General features: G+C 48.8%; 16 protein-coding genes and 1 pseudogene. 13 read left to right on the top strand and 4 right to left on the bottom strand.

Annotation, left to right across the window (positions count from 1 at the left end; all coding sequences use genetic code 11):
- The first annotated feature begins 85 nt into the window (after positions 1-85).
- The 11 genes and pseudogenes from rfbA to QN377_RS01175 all read left to right on the top strand — a co-directional run bounded on the left by rfbA (position 86) and on the right by QN377_RS01175 (position 11770).
- A complete protein-coding gene (gene rfbA, locus QN377_RS01225) occupies positions 86-979 on the top strand; it encodes a glucose-1-phosphate thymidylyltransferase RfbA (protein WP_095019024.1) in 894 nt (297 codons plus the stop codon).
- Positions 976-1524: a dTDP-4-dehydrorhamnose 3,5-epimerase gene (gene rfbC, locus QN377_RS01220; protein ID WP_095019023.1), complete on the top strand. Its 549-nt coding sequence runs from the start codon at positions 976-978 to the stop codon at positions 1522-1524. Before rfbA ends, rfbC begins: the two co-directional genes overlap by 4 nt.
- 138 nt (positions 1525-1662) lie before the next feature.
- Positions 1663-2916: a hypothetical protein gene (locus QN377_RS01215; RefSeq protein WP_133144944.1), complete on the top strand. Its 1254-nt coding sequence runs from the start codon at positions 1663-1665 to the stop codon at positions 2914-2916.
- Positions 2870-4117, top strand: coding sequence for an oligosaccharide flippase family protein (locus QN377_RS01210; protein ID WP_095019021.1), 1248 nt, complete (start codon positions 2870-2872; stop codon positions 4115-4117). The genes QN377_RS01215 and QN377_RS01210 overlap by 47 nt, the downstream gene beginning before the upstream one ends.
- Before the next feature lie 13 nt (positions 4118-4130).
- Positions 4131-4925: a glycosyltransferase family A protein gene (locus QN377_RS01205; protein ID WP_095019020.1), complete on the top strand. Its 795-nt coding sequence runs from the start codon at positions 4131-4133 to the stop codon at positions 4923-4925.
- Between the two features lies 1 nt (position 4926).
- Positions 4927-6015, top strand: coding sequence for a glycosyltransferase (locus tag QN377_RS01200; protein ID WP_095019019.1), 1089 nt, complete (start codon positions 4927-4929; stop codon positions 6013-6015).
- A gap of 35 nt (positions 6016-6050) precedes the next feature.
- Complete coding sequence (locus QN377_RS01195) at positions 6051-7202, top strand: glycosyltransferase family 4 protein (RefSeq protein ID WP_095019018.1); 1152 nt, start codon at positions 6051-6053, stop codon at positions 7200-7202.
- Positions 7195-7782: pseudogene (locus tag QN377_RS01190) on the top strand (sugar transferase); the annotation flags it as partial. The gene QN377_RS01195 and the pseudogene QN377_RS01190, both read left to right, overlap by 8 nt.
- 27 nt (positions 7783-7809) lie before the next feature.
- Positions 7810-8415, top strand: coding sequence for an acetyltransferase (locus QN377_RS01185; RefSeq protein WP_315263309.1), 606 nt, complete (start codon positions 7810-7812; stop codon positions 8413-8415).
- 92 nt (positions 8416-8507) lie between these two features.
- The gene (locus tag QN377_RS01180) at positions 8508-9686 is read left to right on the top strand and encodes a DegT/DnrJ/EryC1/StrS family aminotransferase (protein ID WP_095019016.1); all 1179 of its coding nucleotides are present in this window, start codon (positions 8508-8510) and stop codon (positions 9684-9686) included.
- 86 nt (positions 9687-9772) lie between these two features.
- A complete protein-coding gene (locus QN377_RS01175) occupies positions 9773-11770 on the top strand; it encodes a nucleoside-diphosphate sugar epimerase/dehydratase (protein WP_322214125.1) in 1998 nt (665 codons plus the stop codon).
- Positions 11771-11899: 129 nt separating this feature from the next.
- On the opposite strand, the gene QN377_RS01170 is transcribed toward QN377_RS01175, so the two are convergent.
- Positions 11900-13066: an acyltransferase family protein gene (locus QN377_RS01170; protein ID WP_095019014.1), complete on the bottom strand. Its 1167-nt coding sequence runs from the start codon at positions 13064-13066 to the stop codon at positions 11900-11902.
- A gap of 397 nt (positions 13067-13463) precedes the next feature.
- Between QN377_RS01170 and QN377_RS01165 the strand changes: the two genes are divergently transcribed.
- The gene (locus QN377_RS01165; RefSeq protein WP_095019013.1) at positions 13464-13793 is read left to right on the top strand and encodes a ComEA family DNA-binding protein; all 330 of its coding nucleotides are present in this window, start codon (positions 13464-13466) and stop codon (positions 13791-13793) included.
- A 63-nt stretch (positions 13794-13856) separates the two neighbouring features.
- Here the strand turns inward: QN377_RS01165 and QN377_RS01160 are convergent, their stop codons facing one another.
- Positions 13857-14420 carry a TetR/AcrR family transcriptional regulator gene (locus QN377_RS01160; protein ID WP_095002781.1) on the bottom strand — a complete coding sequence of 188 codons (564 nt, stop codon included), beginning with the start codon at positions 14418-14420 and terminating at the stop codon, positions 13857-13859.
- A gap of 137 nt (positions 14421-14557) precedes the next feature.
- A complete protein-coding gene (locus tag QN377_RS01155; protein WP_095002780.1) occupies positions 14558-14725 on the bottom strand; it encodes a DUF2897 family protein in 168 nt (55 codons plus the stop codon).
- Between the two features lie 230 nt (positions 14726-14955).
- Between QN377_RS01155 and pyrF the strand changes: the two genes are divergently transcribed.
- A complete protein-coding gene (gene pyrF, locus QN377_RS01150) occupies positions 14956-15654 on the top strand; it encodes an orotidine-5'-phosphate decarboxylase (RefSeq protein ID WP_165446498.1) in 699 nt (232 codons plus the stop codon).
- Positions 15655-15779: 125 nt separating this feature from the next.
- Here the strand turns inward: pyrF and QN377_RS01145 are convergent, their stop codons facing one another.
- Positions 15780-16784, bottom strand: a complete 1005-nt coding sequence (locus QN377_RS01145; RefSeq protein WP_095002778.1) for an NADP-dependent oxidoreductase — start codon at positions 16782-16784, stop codon at positions 15780-15782.
- Between the last annotated feature and the right edge of the window lie 257 nt (positions 16785-17041).

Raw genomic sequence — 17041 nt, 5'->3', positions numbered from 1 at the left:
CGTACTTTTTTAAAACTAAAATTTATCTCATCACCGGCCAGCGCTGCGAGTGGTGCATTCGAATAATTAAGGAAGTGCTTGAAACATGATCTCGATCAAGCGTAAAGGCATCATTCTTGCTGGTGGCTCGGGTACGCGCCTGCATCCGCTCACGCTGGGAGTCTCTAAACAGATGCTGCCGATCTACGACAAGCCGATGATCTTTTACCCGCTGTCTGTTTTGATGCTGGCGGGGATACAGGAAATTCTGATTATTTCTACTCCGGAAGATCTGCCAAGTTTTGAAAAATTGCTAGGTAATGGCAGTCATTATGGTATTGAGCTCAGTTATGCCGAACAACCTAGTCCCGACGGACTGGCACAAGCCTTTATTATTGGTGAGGCCTTTATTGGTCAAGATCCGGTCTGCCTGATTCTGGGTGACAATATTTTCTATGGACAGCACTTCTCGGACAACTTGCGCTCAGCAATGTCAAAGACGGTAGGTGCTACAGTTTTTGGTTATCACGTCAGTGACCCCGAGCGTTTTGGCGTCGTGGAGTTTGACAGCTCTGGCCAGGCGCTTAGCATCGAGGAGAAACCGCCTAAACCCAAATCGAACTATGCAGTGACCGGGCTGTATTTCTACGACAACCAGATTGTTGAGATAGCGAAGAAGATCAAACCTTCGGCAAGGGGCGAGCTTGAGATTACCGATGTCAACCAGGCATATCTAGAACAGAAAGAACTGAGCGTTGAAATATTGGGGCGCGGGTTTGCCTGGCTTGACACTGGGACCCATGAATCACTGCTGGAGGCGAGTCATTTTGTCCATACCATTGAGAAGCGCCAGGGATTGAAGGTTGCTTGCCTGGAAGAAATTGCATTCAACAATGGCTGGATAACCTCTCAGGTGTTGGCTGAGCAGGCCGAAAGATTTAAAAAAACCGGTTACGGACAATACCTGGGCAAGCTGTTATCTGAGGGGAGCGGTGCATGAAATTTATGCCATCAACATTGCCTGGCGTGGTGATCATCGAGCCGGACGTTTACGAAGATGAACGCGGCTGGTTCATGGAAAGTTTCAATCTTCAAAAATTCGAGGAAGGATTGCGTCACTTGGGGCTGCCCGTTCCTGATCCTTTCGTTCAGGATAATCAATCCTGTTCCAAAAAGGGTGTTCTGCGAGGGTTGCATTATCAACTAGAGCCTTTCGCGCAAGGCAAACTGGTCTGTGTGAACCATGGCGCAGCTTTCGATGTCGCTGTGGATATTCGTCAGGGGTCTCCGTCGTATGGCGAATGGTTTGGACTGGAATTGAATACAGAGAATAAAAAAATGCTGTGGATACCTGCTGGATTTGCCCATGGCTTCCTTGCGCTCGAAGAAAGCACGATATTTAGTTATAAAACGACCAATTTCTATAATAAGGAATCTGAGCGCAGCATTCGCTGGAATGACGAAGCGTTGAATATTCATTGGCCCGACGTTGGAGGGTATCTTATCAACGATAAAGATCAGGCTGCTGCATTGTTCGTGATGTGATGTGATGTGCATTAGCTAAAGCGCTGGAACAGATGCAGAGTTTTAGGAGGTTATTGCAAGTGGCTAAACGCTTACTGTGTGACTCTGAGGCTAAAGTTTGTTAAATCACGTGTAAGTAGGCAGGTGTAAGTGGGAAACGTGAAAAAAAATGCAGCGTCTTACGGTATCGTGTTGAGTGCTTGCCTATTGGTCGTATTGGGTGATGTCAGAAGTTTGATCAGTCCCGCAGGATATTGGGCTTTATGGGGCTTGATCGTAGTGGTCGGGTTAATCTCAGCCCCTGAACGATTGTCTTTCAAGGTAAGTCCCGAGTTGGCTGTATATATCCTCGGGTTTTTCGTGTTGTTTAGCGCCTTTGTACTGTCAGCATTGGCCAATGCTGAAATTCAAACCTTTTACCAAGGGTTGAAGATGATGTGTATTGGTGTTGTCTTTGTTTGTGTTTATGCGCACTCTCAGTTTTTGGAACAAGGTGACTATCATTCGATCGCCTCGCGATCGATATTGACAGGTTTCCTGGTTTTTTGCATGGCGAAATATTACCTGACAGGTTTATATATTGAGTTGGGCGATGGTCGGCAAGGAAGTTTATTTGCCTATCCGGGCGTGTTGTGGAAAACGTGTGCATTCTTCGCAGGTTTTGTAATTGTGGGTACGCTCTTTGATGGCAGAAGTAAAGTAACTAGCCTACTGGTCATGATCGCCGGCGCGTACATACTTGTTATGGATTCCAGTCGTACAGGATTTATTGTATTTTTGCTTGTGATACTCTTGATACTGCTGCTCAGCATGCATGTCAGACCAAAGCTGACATTACTCCTGTTTTTTATTTCAATCATTTCATTCACTGCCGTGTTGATGCTGTACAGCACCGGCTACGATATTCTTAATTTCAATCAGAATCCTCTAGTCGTGGACAGATTGGCAGCAGGGGATCCTGTAAGAGCTCGAATGCTAGCTGATGGTCTGAGGTCTTTTGAAACGTGCATGCCATTTGGTTGCGGTTTCGGCAGTACGACGTCTGAAGTGGATGGTAGTCCGATGGTTGTGCACAACGCTTTTATTTCATCCGGTGGCGATCTGGGTATTTTGGGTTTTATCGGCCTTCTGATTCTCATATTCTCACCCTTGCTGATATTTGCAATACGATTGTGTCGCTACGCAATGCATGAACACAAAGCAAAATATATTTTTATTTATGCCATTGCTGCATTAGGCGGTTCGTTAGGTTTTGCCCTATTGTTGATGCTCCATCCTTTCAGTACAGAACTATCTGAGTGGGGAATATGGATCTTGATGACATCCGCCCTATCGGTATTGTCGCGTCAGTTCATCATGAGCGAACATGTCCAGGTCACAGGGGGTGATGACGAAAATGAGGTTGCAATTTAAAAATGTCAGCTTGTTGTTGGTAGCTCAGCTGGTTAGCTATTTAATACCCATTCTAGAAATTCCGATTCTGGCCAAAGCACTGGGCGTCGATCAATATGGTCAGGTGCTGATCATTCAAACAACTGCTTTGTTGTGCTCCCTCATCGTCGAGTATGGTTTTTCCTTGAGTGGGGCGAGGCAGGTGGCAGTGTGCGGGCCAGAGAATAAGTCGCTGCTTTCTGCGATTTATAATGGTGTCAACTCAGCCAAGTTATTACTCTCGAGCGGCATGATTGCGGTGTCCATGGGCGTGCTGTCAATTCTGGATTTTGATCTCGATTTGCAATTAATCCTGTGGGGGTATCTTTATTTTCTGGCATTTAGCTTCAGTAATATTTGGCTATTTCAGGGGCTGGAGAAGCTTACGTTTGTTGTGACCTTCGAATTGGTGTTGAGATTTGCCGGTTTGTTAGTTTTATACCTGCTGCTGAATGTCTCTGCCAATGCCAGTTTTGCTTTAATGATCATGTCCTCTTTTTCTCTGTTTAATACTTTGGTTGGACTCTATCTTGCGTACAAAATAGTGGGTGGTTTCAATATTGATTTCAAAAGTGGGGTCGAGCAAATAAAGTCGGGCTTTCATGGTTTTATCTACAAAAGCTCCAATAATATTATGTTGAGTGCAGGGCCCGCGCTTGTCGGGGTTATGTGTGGGCAGGCATCGGTTGCAAAGTTTGTGCCTGCTGAAAAAATTATAAAAGCTTCTGTTGGTCTGGTAGGGCCAGTGTTGATCGGGTTGTATCCCTACTTAAGCAGGCGGCTTTTGAAAACAACCAGTATCAACTTGAAGCTGTCGAGTTTTATCGTAGCATTCCTGTTTGCTGCCGGCGTTGCTGGGGCTACAATAATTTATGCGTTGGGCGATTTTTTAATTAATCTGATGTTAGGTCCTGGCTTTGATGAAGCTAAATCTATCCTGCAAGTATTTGTCATGATCATACCCTTTCGCATGATGAATCAGGCCATAGGTCTGACGATATTCATGCCTTTAGGGAAAGATAAAATCCTCAGTATGTGTTTGATGTTTTTTTCGTTGCTTTCCTTGTGTTTGGCAGCTCTGTTTTCTCTCTGGTATGACTTGGCTGGTATCGTGTATGGCCTGGTTTTGGCTGAGGTATTATTCTCCATCTCGCTGATTTTGTTAGCGTACAAAATAAAATAGATGAGCGGTATTTATGATTACTGTACTGACAGCAACTTATAACCGTGCTTACACCTTGGGCCGCTTGTATGAAAGCCTGGAGAAGCAGACTAATAAGTCCTTCGAGTGGGTCGTAGTTGATGATGGAAGCCAAGACGAAACGCTTTCATTGCTGGAGGAGTTTCAGCAGAATTCCAGTTTCTCTATCAAGATTTTGCAGCAAGAAAACGCCGGAAAACATATAGCGATTAACGCCGGGGTTCCAGCCGGAACAGGGGATTGGGTGTTGTTGGTCGATAGTGACGATGCGCTTACATCGAATGCTATTGAAGTCATTAACGAAGACTTGCAGAACCTGGACACCCATGGTATTGCCGGGCTTTGTTATAGGAGGGCCGATCTGGCCGGTAATATTATCGGGGCCGTATTCTCAGACGACGATACTGTCGCTTCGAAGATGACACCTACTGAAGCAGCCAATCACTTTCTAGGGGATCTGGCTTATGTATTCAAGAAAAGTGCATTGCTTAAACATCCTTTTCCTCGTTTTAAAGACGAGATATTTGTCCCTGAATTGTTGATCTGGAACAGAATATCCGACGAAGGTGAGATCCTGTACTTTTACAGCAAATATATCTATTTGTGCGAATATTTACCGGATGGGTATTCAGCTAATTTTTTCAATAATCTGAAACGAAATCCCCAGGGTTTTGGTTTATTTTATAAAGAACAGGTGTTGCGCGAGGCAGGTGCTGTCAGGAAGTTAAAGTGCATAGTGCGATATTTTCAGTGTGTCGTGTTTCGTGTGAGCAACAGGCGAAAAATTTAGTATGAAAATTTTATATATCATCACAGGTCTTGGTGTGGGTGGTGCGGAAAGACAGGTTCTGGACCTTGCCGATCGTTTTCACGAGAGCGGGCATGAGGTGAAAATCTGCTATCTAACCGGGCCTGCTCTGTTGCGACCCAAAAGTCCATGTGTTGAGCTTTTGGGGTTGAATCTAGAGAAAACAGTACCTGGATTTCTCAAAGGCTTTATTAAGTTGAGGAGTATTATCAAGGATTTTGATCCTGATGTCGTTCATGCGCACATGGTGCATGCGAACCTCTTCTCTCGAATGATCAGGCCGATTTGTACCATCAAAAGACTGATCAATACAGCACACAATACCAATGAAGGCGGTAAGGCAAGAATGCTCGCTTATCGGCTCACGCATTCTTTAGCTGATGTGACAACCAATGTAACGGTTGAAGCTGTGCATATATTCGAACAAAAAAAAGCCTGTCCGCCAGGTACCATGCTGGCCATTCCGAATGGTATTGATACCCAACGCTTCAAGCCTGACCCGGTTACGCGGGCAGCCATCAGGAGTTCGGAAGGTCTTGTTGATCAGGACGAATTGCTTGTAGCGGTGGGTCGACTGGTTGATGCCAAAGACTATAAAAATCTAATACATGCATTTAAAGTACTGTCCGATAACAAACAAACGGTGAAGCTATGGATTGTAGGTGATGGTCCGCTGAGACAGGAGCTGAAAGATCTCGTAGCTACCTTGAAACTTACCCCGCTGGTGAGATTTTTAGGCGTCAGATCAGACGTCAATGATATATATAATGCAGCGGATTTATACGTGCTTTCCTCGGCCTGGGAGGGCTTTGGTTTGGTGGTAGCTGAAGCCATGGCGTCCGAGAAAGTCGTGGTAGCAACCGATTGCGGCGGCGTTAAAGAAGTCGTGGGTGGTTGCGGATACTTAGTTCCAGCCAAGGATCCTAAGGGTCTTGCTCAGGCCATGAGCATTGCTCTGGCTAAGACGGCCAGTGAAAAAAATAACATGTCGCGCGCCGCAAGATTGCGGATCGTTGAAAACTACTCTATTGATGAGATCGTCAGCATCTGGACTCGTCTTTATACAGCTTGAGCTTTGTCTGTTTTGATCCGTTTAAAGGTTGAGTCATGAAAGAAGCAACTTTATTAATTGTCACAACCGTTCCGGAAACACTGATGACCATATTGGCTCATCAGCCAAAGTTTCTGAACCATTCGTTCAAGGTACATCTGGCTTGTTCTGCTGATGGACCGGTAGATAGAATTGCTGTTCGGGAAGCCGTCCCCGTTCATCCTGTAGCAATGAAGCGGGGCATCAGTCCATTCGCTGACGTTATTTCAATTCTCTCGATGTGCAGGTTGCTTCGTAAATTAAAACCTTCGGTGGTTCAATCGTATACACCCAAGGCGGGCCTGGTGACGATGATTGCGGCTTTTTTGTGCCGGGTTCCTGTCAGGATTCATACGTTTACCGGACTTATATTCCCCACCCAGACCGGTTTCAAGAAAACACTTCTTATCAACGTAGATCGATTGATTTGTGTCTGTGCCACCACAGTCGTCCCTGAAGGATTGGGTGTGAAAAAAGATTTGCTGGCTTATCGCGTGACTAAAAAGCAGATGTCTGTCATTGGGCATGGGAATATTGCGGGTGTGGATCTTGATTTTTTTCGACCTGATAACCAGTTCGTTATAACTAACTCTAAAGCGCTTAAAGAAAGCCTGGGAATAATGGACGATGAGTTCGTTTTTTGCTTTATCGGACGCTTGAACAGAGACAAGGGTCTGAAGGAGTTGGGGCAGGCTTTTTTGAGACTTCCTGATCACACCCATTTGATTGTGGTCGGAGGCTTGGACTCTGAAGCGCCGATAGATGCAGAAACATTCGCATTGTTGAAGCAGCATCCAAGGATTCATACGTTGGGGTTTCAGGAAGATATACGTGATGCCCTGGCAGCGTCCGACGCCCTTGTCTTGTCAAGCTATCGGGAGGGCTTTCCCAATGTCGTGTTGCAGGCATGTGCCATGGGCATACCTGCTGTTGTAACAGATATCAGTGGTTGTAACGAAATTATTGAGTCAGGTATGAATGGTTGGTTGGCCCAGCCCCGTGATGTCACGTCCTTGACGAGTGCAATGATGCAAGCGGTTGAAACACCCCATGACCGTATGACTGAAATGGGAACTTCCGCCCGCGCTAGAATTGTTGAGCGTTTTGATCGTACTGCTCATTGGGAACGGATGCAGAATTTTTACTTGCAGGAGCTTGACATTGATTAAGCGTCTATTCGATATAACAGCATCTTTTTTTGGTCTGCTTGTTCTTTCACCAGTCATCGCTTGTTTAGGTTTAGCTGTGCGACTTAAATTGGGAAGTCCAATATTGTTCAGGCAGATAAGGCCCGGTTTGCACGGCGTGCCTTTTGAAATGCTGAAATTTAGAACCATGAAAGATGCGGTTGATGCACATGGTAATCCTTTGCCTGATTCGGAACGCATGACCTCTTTCGGAGCTTTTTTACGCTCAAGCAGCTTGGATGAGTTGCCTGGACTTTGGAGTGTCTTGAAGGGCGATATGAGTCTGGTTGGCCCCAGGCCGTTGTTAATGGAGTATTTGCCACTGTATAGCGTTGAACAGGCGCGCCGACATGATGTAAAACCCGGGATTACAGGTTGGGCACAAGTTAATGGCCGTAATGCAATCAGCTGGGAGCAGAAATTCCAATACGATATTTGGTATGTCGAAAACCAATCATTTTGGCTCGACCTCAAAATTATCGGGCTTACTCTTAAGAAAGTGCTTGTCCGCGAGGGTATCTCCGCTGCCGGCGAGGTCACGATATCAAAGTTTACAGGGACTGCACCAGCTGAAAAAAAACTCGCCATTGTGGGGGCAGGTGGGCATGCCAAAGTTGTAGCAGATACCGCTGAATGCTGTGACTGGGACATTGTTGAAGTATTTGATGATAACTGGCCATCTATCCAGTTTGTGGGCCATTGGCCTGTGGTGGGTGATACACATGCATTATTGGAGCGCCTTCAGGAGTTCGACGGTGTCATAGTTGCGATTGGCAATAATGATATTCGCTGCATGAAAATGAAAGAGCTCGATAATGCCGGAGCAATGCTAATCACACTTATTCACCCGGCAGCGACAATCAGTCGACACGCCACTATGGGTAAAGGCGTCGTGGCATTTGCAGGGGTAGTGGTAAATCCAGGCGCAAACGTAGGTGATGGAAGCATTCTTAATACCGGGTGCAGTATTGACCACGATTGTATTTTGCAAGAATGTGTCCACATCAGCCCAGGCGCAAGGTTGGCGGGTACAGTCCATGTTGGTCAATTGAGCTGGATTGGAATAGGTGCATCCGTTAAGCAGTCGGTCAGCATTGGATCCCGGGTCAAGGTTGGGGCAGGTGCGGCCGTGGTCAATGATGTTGTCGACAATATGACTGTTGTGGGTGTTCCAGCGAAAGCTTTACAGCATTAATGGTTTATAGTGGTAACTCATTTGCATGAGTTTTTGTACAGTCGGACGTGCACGGACCAAATTTCTATCATTCAAATCATGGGTACTGAATCGTGCTGAATACACCATTTTCTCCTTGGCCCTCCTTCACGGAAGAAGAAGCCGACGCTGTCCGTGCGGTAATTTTGTCGAACAAGGTCAACTATTGGACTGGGCAAGAAACCCGCTCTTTTGAAAAAGAATTTGCCGCCTGGTCAGGCACGGAATATGCCGTGGCCCTAGCCAATGGTACGGTAGCACTGGATGTGGCGTTGAAGGCACTTGATATCGGTCCGGGTGATGAAGTTGTTGTTACTTCTCGTACCTTCCTGGCTTCGGTTTCAAGCATTGTTAATGCTGGGGCTGTGCCGGTATTTGCAGATGTCGACCTTGACTCGCAGAACTTCACTGCTGAAACCATTAGTGCAGTGTTGACGCCCCGTACCAAAGCCCTCATTTGTGTTCATCTGGCTGGATGGCCATGTGACATGGATCCGATCATGGATTTGGCGGCTGAGCATGACCTGAAGGTGATCGAAGATTGCGCCCAAGCTCATGGAGCTCATTACAAAGGCCGTCCTGTCGGCTCCATCGGTCATATCGCCGCCTGGTCGTTCTGCCAGGACAAGATCATGACCACGGGCGGCGAAGGCGGCATGGTCACCACCAATGATCGCCAGCTGTGGGCCGACATGTGGGCTTACAAGGATCATGGCAAGAGCTGGGAAGCGGTTTACGAGCGTGAGCATGCACCAGGTTTCCGCTGGCTGCACGAAAGCTTCGGCACGAACTGGCGGATGCTTGAGGTTCAGGCTGTTATCGGACGCATCCAGTTGCGCCGGATGCAAGAGTGGCATGCCGCTCGGCTGAAAAATGCTTCACGTATTTGGGCCCAGGCCCGGCAGTTGCCTGCACTTCGTGTACCCGTGTTGCCGGTCGCTGATGTGCACGCGGCCTACAAGTGCTATGTATTTGTACGTCCGCAAGCCCTTAAGGCTAGTTGGTCCCGTGATCGCATTCTCAACGAGATGGTCGCGCGCGGTGTACCTGCTTTTTCCGGTTCATGTTCTGAGGTGTATCTAGAAAAGGCATTTGAAGGTACGGGCTGGCGTCCTTCGTTACGATTAGCGCATGCGAAAGAGTTGGGCGAGACGAGCATGATGTTTCTGGTTCATCCCACACTGACACAGCAAGAAATAGAATTGACCTGCAAGGTATTGAGTGATGTCGTGCAGGAAGCTTCACTGGTCTGACGCTCAACTTAGGGATAAATAGAGTGGTGTATAGAGTGTCAGCTTGTTGATGGTTTTTTGGAGTAGCGTAGGTGTTCAAAGGATATATGGATAAAATTCGAGCGTACTTACTCAACCTGTCGAGACGGGATAAACGAGTTATTCAAGTGGTGACAGACGTGGTTCTCGTCTGGTTCGCCCTATGGCTTGCATTTGTCGTGCGCCTAGGGATTGACGATATGATCAATCCGGTCAAGCTACATCTGTGGCTGTTTATCTGCGCCCCTTTGATTGCCATCCCGCTGTTTATCCGTTTCGGCATGTACCGTGCCGTCATGCGCTATTTCGGCAATGATGCTCTGATCGCCATTATCAAGGCTGTCAGTCTTTCTTCATTGATCTTGGCAGTGGTGATGTATTGGTATAGCACCCCTGAAAATACTGTGCCGCGCTCGATAATCTTCAACTACTGGTGGCTAAGCCTAATCCTGCTCGGTGGTTTGCGCCTTGCCATGCGTCAATACTTTCTGGGCGACTGGTTTGCGGCAGTTCAACACGTGCCGTTTACCAATCGCGATGACGGTTTGCCGCGGGTGGCCATCTACGGTGCCGGTGCCGCTGGCAACCAACTGGTTGCCGCCTTGCGCATGGGCCGTGCTATGAGGCCTGTAGCGTTTATCGACGATGACGAAAGTATTGCAGATCGTATCATCTCTGGCTTGCAGGTTTACAAACCCGAACGTATTCAGCAGATGATCGAACGTACCGGCGCCCAGGAGTTGCTGTTGGCAGTGCCATCTTCGTCTCGGGCCCGGCGCCGCGAGATTTTGGGTTTGCTTGAGGGATTTCCTCTCCACGTTCGCAGTGTGCCCGGGTTTATGGATCTGGCCACTGGCCGGGTCAAGGTTGATGATATCCAGGAAGTGGATATTGCCGACTTGCTGGGTCGCGACCCGGTTCCCGCGCAAGGTGAGTTGCAGGAGCGTTGTATCAAGGGGCAATGTGTCATGGTTACAGGCGCTGGCGGTTCGATTGGTTCGGAACTGTGCCGGCAGATCTTGGCTTTGAAGCCAACCACGCTGCTGCTGTACGAACACGGCGAATTCAATCTGTACAGCATATTTGGCGAGTTGGAGCAGCGGGTCAATCTGGAGTCTCTTTCGGTGAAGGTGCTGCCGATCCTGGGTTCTGTGCGCAATCCGCACAAGTTGCTGGATGTGATGAAGACCTGGCATGTCGATACGGTCTATCACGCTGCGGCTTATAAACATGTGCCAATGGTTGAGCACAATATTGCCGAAGGTGTGTTAAACAACGTTATAGGCACGCTCAACACTGCTCAGGCGGCCCTGCAGTCGGGAGTATCGAACTTCGTTCTTATTTCTACCGACAAGGCCGTACGGCCGACTAATGTCATGGGCAGCACCAAGCGTCTGGCTGAGATGACGCTTCAAGCACTCAGTCGGGAAGTCGCGCCTGTACTGTTTGGCGACTCGGCCAATGTGTCGCGGGTAAATAAAACCCGTTTCACCATGGTGCGTTTTGGCAATGTATTGGGCTCTTCAGGGTCGGTGATTCCGCTGTTTCACAAGCAGATCAAGACCGGTGGCCCGCTAACCGTGACTCACCCCAAGATTACCCGCTACTTCATGACGATTCCCGAGGCCGCTCAGTTGGTGATTCAGGCCGGCTCAATGGGGCAGGGTGGCGATGTATTCGTCCTTGATATGGGTGAGCCGGTACGCATTGTCGAGCTCGCCGAGAAAATGATCCATCTCTCTGGTTTTAGCGTTCGTTCGGATAAAAATCTACATGGCGATATTGAGATCGAGTTCACTGGGTTGCGTCCTGGCGAAAAGCTTTACGAAGAGTTACTGATTGGCGATAACGTAGTCGCGACCCGACACCCCATGATCATGTCTGCCAACGAAGACATGTTACCTTGGGATGAGCTGAAGCAGCGATTGACGCAACTGCTTGAAGCGGTAGATCAGGATGACTATTTGCGTGTTCGCCAGCTGCTGCGCGAGACGGTCAGTGGTTATGCACCCGAAGGTGAGATTGTAGATTGGATACATCAGCAGCGTCGTGTTGAGCCATCTTGAAAGGTGCTGTTTTAGGTCAATGGAGCCGGCGCGTATCAAGATCTTGCCAATGCAGAGTTCACTAAAATGGTGAACGCTTCATTGGCAATGTTTTGATGGCATCACAGGTGCGGCATATAAAGTTAGGCTTTAACTTTCGGCAGCAGCTGCGGTGCCAGCAGCGACAGTAATCGTGTTGGCTTTTTTGCTCATGAACCTCTTTTCAATATGAATGAAGGTCAGTGTAGAGACTATTGTGATCAACGGTACTGCAATCATATTGATTGACCAGAAAGCTGTCTTTGACATGGTGGATAAATCGACCATGTGTGACGCTGCTTTGAATGTTAAATACAGGATTGGTAGATGCATCAGGTATATGCTGTAGCTGATGTCACTCAATCGGTTTAGGCATTGTGCATGCAGGGCTCTTGGATTTGCCAGTGTAATACATAAGAAGAAACAGGACGTGAGCGCGAATCGCAGTGCGCCGTATCCTTCAGGTGCTTTAGTCCCGCAAGTGTATATAAAGATGCATAGTGCAATGATGGATAAAGGCCAGCTTGCCGGTTTTATGTAAGTGAGTTTTTGGTGAAGAACTGCTGCAATGATACCAGTCAGAAAGTACGGCCAGCACACAACTGTGCTCATGCTTAGATCGACGGCGGCTAATAATAATGCAGTGCTTAGTATTAATTTGTTATATCTGGATCTGTAGGTAAGTGCGATAAGAGGCAGTACTGCATAAAATCGCCACTCATGAACCAGTGTCCAGGTCACTGAATTGAGAGGCGTTAGTGCAATGCCGCCGATTTTGGAGGGGCCATCCAAAAAATTGAATGTTAACATACTGGCCACTGTCATAAGTGATTCTTTGTTGAAGATATCAAAGTTGGAATATAACGTCGCAATTAAAAAAACTACAAATGACGAGAAATAGTATAAGGGTGCTACACGTCTTACTCGGCCTTCAAAGAATTTTTCCCACTGAATATTTGGGGATTTGATTATTTTATCGAAGAACAAAAAGCCTGTTATGCAAAAAAATATTTGTACGCCGAAGGAGCCAAGATTTGCATATATCCACGCCCATGAGGAGAAGTTGTCGTTCTTAAGGCCCATGTTAGTCAGCATGAAAGGGGCATGATTGATAACGACGAATACTGCTGCTAGACCACGCAAGCCGTTGATGAATTTGTATTCGTGCTTTATTTCATTTTGCTCTATTTTATTTTTGATCAAGGTTGATGAGAGCAGAAACAGCAAGATAATGGATATGGAGATTATGAGTGATTCAAGTGTGAATTCAGTATTCATTTTTTAGTTAGAATCCATGCGATTTTTTAAATTTCATATGGCAGTCCATTATGAGTTGCATTGTGACAGATTTCGCCATCTGTAAGGTCGATGATTGCTCGGGGGGGGGGTCGGCATCTAGACCGGACATGGTTTTGGATCATATCGACCTAAGGGGGAATCTGCTAGGGAAGGTTTAGAAAATTTATCATTTTTGAGTAAAATTCACCTAAAAGCGATAGCCAAACCTTTGCAAGTTTGTGGTTTTTTTCTTGTTTGGTGGAGCGGTTTTTCTGCGAATCAAAGATATACACACCCTGCAACGCTCTGGTTTTTGACACTCCATAACCATCGCCTAAGTTTGAAATACAGCTCAGGAAAGCTGTTTTTAAATTAACGATGTTATGGAGTGTCAATTATGCGTACTGCTTTTCTCTCTTCGATTTTCTTTGCCTTGATGGTAGGTGTTTCCAGTGTGGCCCATGCCGCACCTGCGGCCGGAGCAGTTGAACCGGTGGTTGCTGCGCCAGTAGTGCTGGATGCCAAAGTGGTGACGATTAATATCAATAGCGCAGATGAGGCTACCCTGCAGCGTGAACTCTCTGGTGTAGGGGCTGTTAAAGCCAAGGCGATCGTGGCTTATCGCGAGGCCAATGGTGATTTTACTTCAGTCGATGAGTTGCTTGAGGTCAAAGGCATAGGCAAGGTTATTCTGGAGAGAAACCGCGACAAGATCGTAATCAGCTAAGCCAGGTAACAGAACGAAAAAAGCCAGTCATAGACTGGCTTTTTTGTGGCTGTCAGCAAGCGTTCAGGCATAAGGCGCTGACGACTTCAATGTACTGCGCGTGACTTCGAAAATCTTCTGTTTCAGTGCATCACTCTCTGCGCCGCGAGCCAGAACCAGTGCGCCTACCAGGGTAGCGAAAATCACGATGCTTTTGTCTTCAGTGTCTGACCCTTGCAGGGTCGCCTGGATCTGTTTGAGCCTGGCATCGATGACATGGTCGGTGGTGACACTTGCCTGGCCCTGTTGGGCCATTTCAGCGGACATGGTCGGCAACGGGCAACCCTCATGGGGGGAGGTCAGATGCCACTCAGACAAGTAAGCATCGATAAATGCGTGCAGGGGGTGGGGCTGGCTGAACAGTTCGGCGCAGATACCGTCAACCTGGTTGGCTGCGTGCTGCAAGGCTTTTTCTACCAGGTCGTTTTTGGATGAAAAATGAGCATAGAAACCACCGTGAGTAAGGCCCAGTGATTTCATCAGGGGTTGCAGGCCTGTGGCGCCAATACCGTGTCGTCGAAAGAGCCCGGATGCTTCTTTAACGATGCGCTGATGGGTTTGGGCTTTATGATCTTGTGAATAGCGCATGACAGGTGTCTCTTTATGCAATGGACCATCATAGCGTCGACCTTCAAACAGATGCAGTGGTTAATCATGCAACTGTTTGTAGGTTTTTCCTCACCGATGCTCATTCCTTGGCATGCAGGCCCTGAGCGCTTGTCTGACTACCTGTCTTTTGATTCCTTGGCGTCCATTTCGGCATTGCGTTCGGCAACACGTTTGCGTTGCTCATCGGTCAGTTCAACTTTATTGGCTGTGTCACGTAGTGTCATCAGGGCGCCTACAATGACACCGATAGCGACGACGAGAATTAACCAGGCATACCAAGGCATAGAGTGTTCTCCGTGTTGAGTGCAGCACAGGGCAGGGGTTGCGCTGTGTGCTGCTGTTTATCCTGTTAAGTGAGTAAGTGTTGATTGCTTTCAGTGTAGGCCGGTTATTCAGTCATGTGCGGTATAAGCTTGGTAAAGACTAAAATCGTGTATTTGCGATCATCGGGTGCCGGTAAGCGGCTGGTTCCGCTACAATGCGCGCCGATTTCGACCAGCCTGAGAACCCGCTAATGTCCGACTGCCAGACTCCTATTATCGTCGCCCTGGATTTCCCGACCCGTGACGCCGCATTGAAACTGGCTGATCAGTTGGACCCCAAGCAGTGCCGTGTCAAGGTGGGCAAAGAGCTGTTCACCAGTTGCGCTTCGGAAATCGTCGGTACTTTGCGCGACAAGGGTTTTGAAGTATTTCTGGACCTGAAGTTCCACGATATCCCCAATACCACGGCAATGGCGGTCAAGGCCGCAGCTGAAATGGGCGTATGGATGGTTAACGTTCACTGTTCGGGCGGCTTGCGCATGATGGCCGCTTGCCGCGAAGTACTCGACAAGCGCACCGGCCCGCAGCCGTTGCTGATTGGCGTGACCGTGTTGACCAGCATGGAGCGTGAAGACCTGGCCGGTATTGGCCTGGATATTGAGCCTCAGGAGCAAGTGTTACGCCTTGCAGCCCTGGCCGACAAGGCCGGTATGGATGGCCTGGTGTGTTCGGCCCTGGAGGCGCAAGCGCTGAAGGCCGCGCACCCGGGTCTGCAACTGGTAACCCCGGGGATTCGTCCTGCGGGCAGTGCGCAGGACGATCAGCGTCGTATCCTGACGCCTCGCCAGGCACTGGATGCAGGTTCTGATTATCTGGTAATCGGGCGCCCGATCAGCCAGGCAGTGGATCCGGCCAAGGCACTCGCTGCCGTGGTAGCTGAGCTGGCTTAAGGCTGTTTGCCACCGTTTTGATTCGGCAATCGCGGGCAAGCCCGCGATTGCCGCGCCGCGGTCTGCCTTGACAGGCCGCGGTGCCTGTATTGCGAGCAAGTCCGCTGCCACCTGTATGTGGTGTGTCAGACCTTCAACACCAGCTTGCCGTGATTTTCCCCGCTGAACAGCTTCGCCAGGCTTTCCGGGAAGCTTTCCAGGCCTTCAACAATATGCTCTTTGCTTTTCAACTGGCCCTTGAGCAGCCAGCCCGCCATCTCTTGTCCGGCTGCTGCATAGCGATCGGCATAGTCCATTACCACAAAGCCTTCCATGCGGGCGCGATTGACCAGCAGTGACAAGTAGTTGGCCGGACCTTTAACGGCTTCCTTGTTGTTGTACTGGCTGATGGCTCCGCAGATGATGACCCGCGCCTTGAAATTCAAACGGCTCAATACGGCGTCGAGAATATCGCCGCCCACGTTGTCGAAAAACACATCTACACCCTTGGGGCATTCGCGTTTGAGGCCTGCGAGCATATCTTCGTTCTTGTAGTCGATTACACCGTCAAAGCCGAACTCCTCGACCAGCCGCTTACATTTCTCTTGGCCGCCGGCAATGCCTACCACGCGGCAGCCCTTCAACTTGGCGATTTGCCCGGCAATGCTGCCAACAGCACCCGCTGCGCCGGAAATCACCACGGTGTCTCCTGTTTTCGGTGCGCCGACGTCCAGCAGGGCGAAGTAGGCCGTCATGCCCGTCATGCCCAGTGCGGACAGATACACGGGCAGCGGTACCAGTTTCGGGTCGACCTTGTAGAAACCCCGTGGCTCACCGGTGAAGTAATCCTGCATTCCCAGGGCACCGTTGACGTAATCCCCCACAGCAAAGCCCGGGTGGGCGCTGGCAATCACCTTGCCCACTCCCAGGGCGCGCATCACATCACCCAGCGCTACCGGCGGAATATAAGACTTGCCTTCGTTCATCCAGCCACGCATGGCCGGGTCGAGGGACAAGTATTCATTTTTGACCAGGATCTGGCCGTCCTTGGGCTGTACTACGGGCACTTGCTGGAAGGTAAAGGTATCGCGGGTTGCTGCACCGACTGGACGTTTGGCGAGCAGGAATTGGCGGTTTGTCTGGTCAGTCATTGCTATAACTCTTTAGAGATTGATGGCTGTTGATAGACCTTCTCACGCTACAGGGCAAGTGAATACGCGCTTACGAATAGGTTTTTATCAGTGATGGTGATGGTTGTAGGCAGTCTTTTATCACTCGGATAAATAGGCGGATGGCCGTGCCCGAACGTTTCGGGGGTACAGATGCACTCTGCTGAGGGTTAAGACGATGGGCATGACGTTTACGGGGCAAGTGGCTGTAGTGACAGGGCTGTCTCTTATACACATCT

It is taken from the genome of Pseudomonas sp. CCC4.1, assembly GCF_035019225.1.
In the GTDB taxonomy this organism is placed as follows: Bacteria; Pseudomonadota; Gammaproteobacteria; order Pseudomonadales; family Pseudomonadaceae; genus Aquipseudomonas; species Aquipseudomonas bubulae.
The sequence above is the reverse complement of the archived record's forward strand: the minus strand, read 5'-3'. Positions and strand labels throughout refer to the sequence as shown.

Coding starts and splice junctions, on each gene's coding strand:
- QN377_RS01175 (WP_322214125.1), top strand. CDS start 9,773: ATGGATAAAATTCGAGCGTACTTACTCAACCTGTCGAGACGGGATAAA.
- QN377_RS01145 (WP_095002778.1), bottom strand. CDS start 16,784: ATGACTGACCAGACAAACCGCCAATTCCTGCTCGCCAAACGTCCAGTC.
- QN377_RS01170 (WP_095019014.1), bottom strand. CDS start 13,066: ATGAATACTGAATTCACACTTGAATCACTCATAATCTCCATATCCATT.
- pyrF (WP_165446498.1), top strand. CDS start 14,956: ATGTCCGACTGCCAGACTCCTATTATCGTCGCCCTGGATTTCCCGACC.
- rfbA (WP_095019024.1), top strand. CDS start 86: ATGATCTCGATCAAGCGTAAAGGCATCATTCTTGCTGGTGGCTCGGGT.
- QN377_RS01160 (WP_095002781.1), bottom strand. CDS start 14,420: ATGCGCTATTCACAAGATCATAAAGCCCAAACCCATCAGCGCATCGTT.
- QN377_RS01210 (WP_095019021.1), top strand. CDS start 2,870: ATGTCCAGGTCACAGGGGGTGATGACGAAAATGAGGTTGCAATTTAAA.
- QN377_RS01155 (WP_095002780.1), bottom strand. CDS start 14,725: ATGCCTTGGTATGCCTGGTTAATTCTCGTCGTCGCTATCGGTGTCATT.
- QN377_RS01200 (WP_095019019.1), top strand. CDS start 4,927: ATGAAAATTTTATATATCATCACAGGTCTTGGTGTGGGTGGTGCGGAA.
- QN377_RS01195 (WP_095019018.1), top strand. CDS start 6,051: ATGAAAGAAGCAACTTTATTAATTGTCACAACCGTTCCGGAAACACTG.
- QN377_RS01205 (WP_095019020.1), top strand. CDS start 4,131: ATGATTACTGTACTGACAGCAACTTATAACCGTGCTTACACCTTGGGC.
- rfbC (WP_095019023.1), top strand. CDS start 976: ATGAAATTTATGCCATCAACATTGCCTGGCGTGGTGATCATCGAGCCG.
- QN377_RS01165 (WP_095019013.1), top strand. CDS start 13,464: ATGCGTACTGCTTTTCTCTCTTCGATTTTCTTTGCCTTGATGGTAGGT.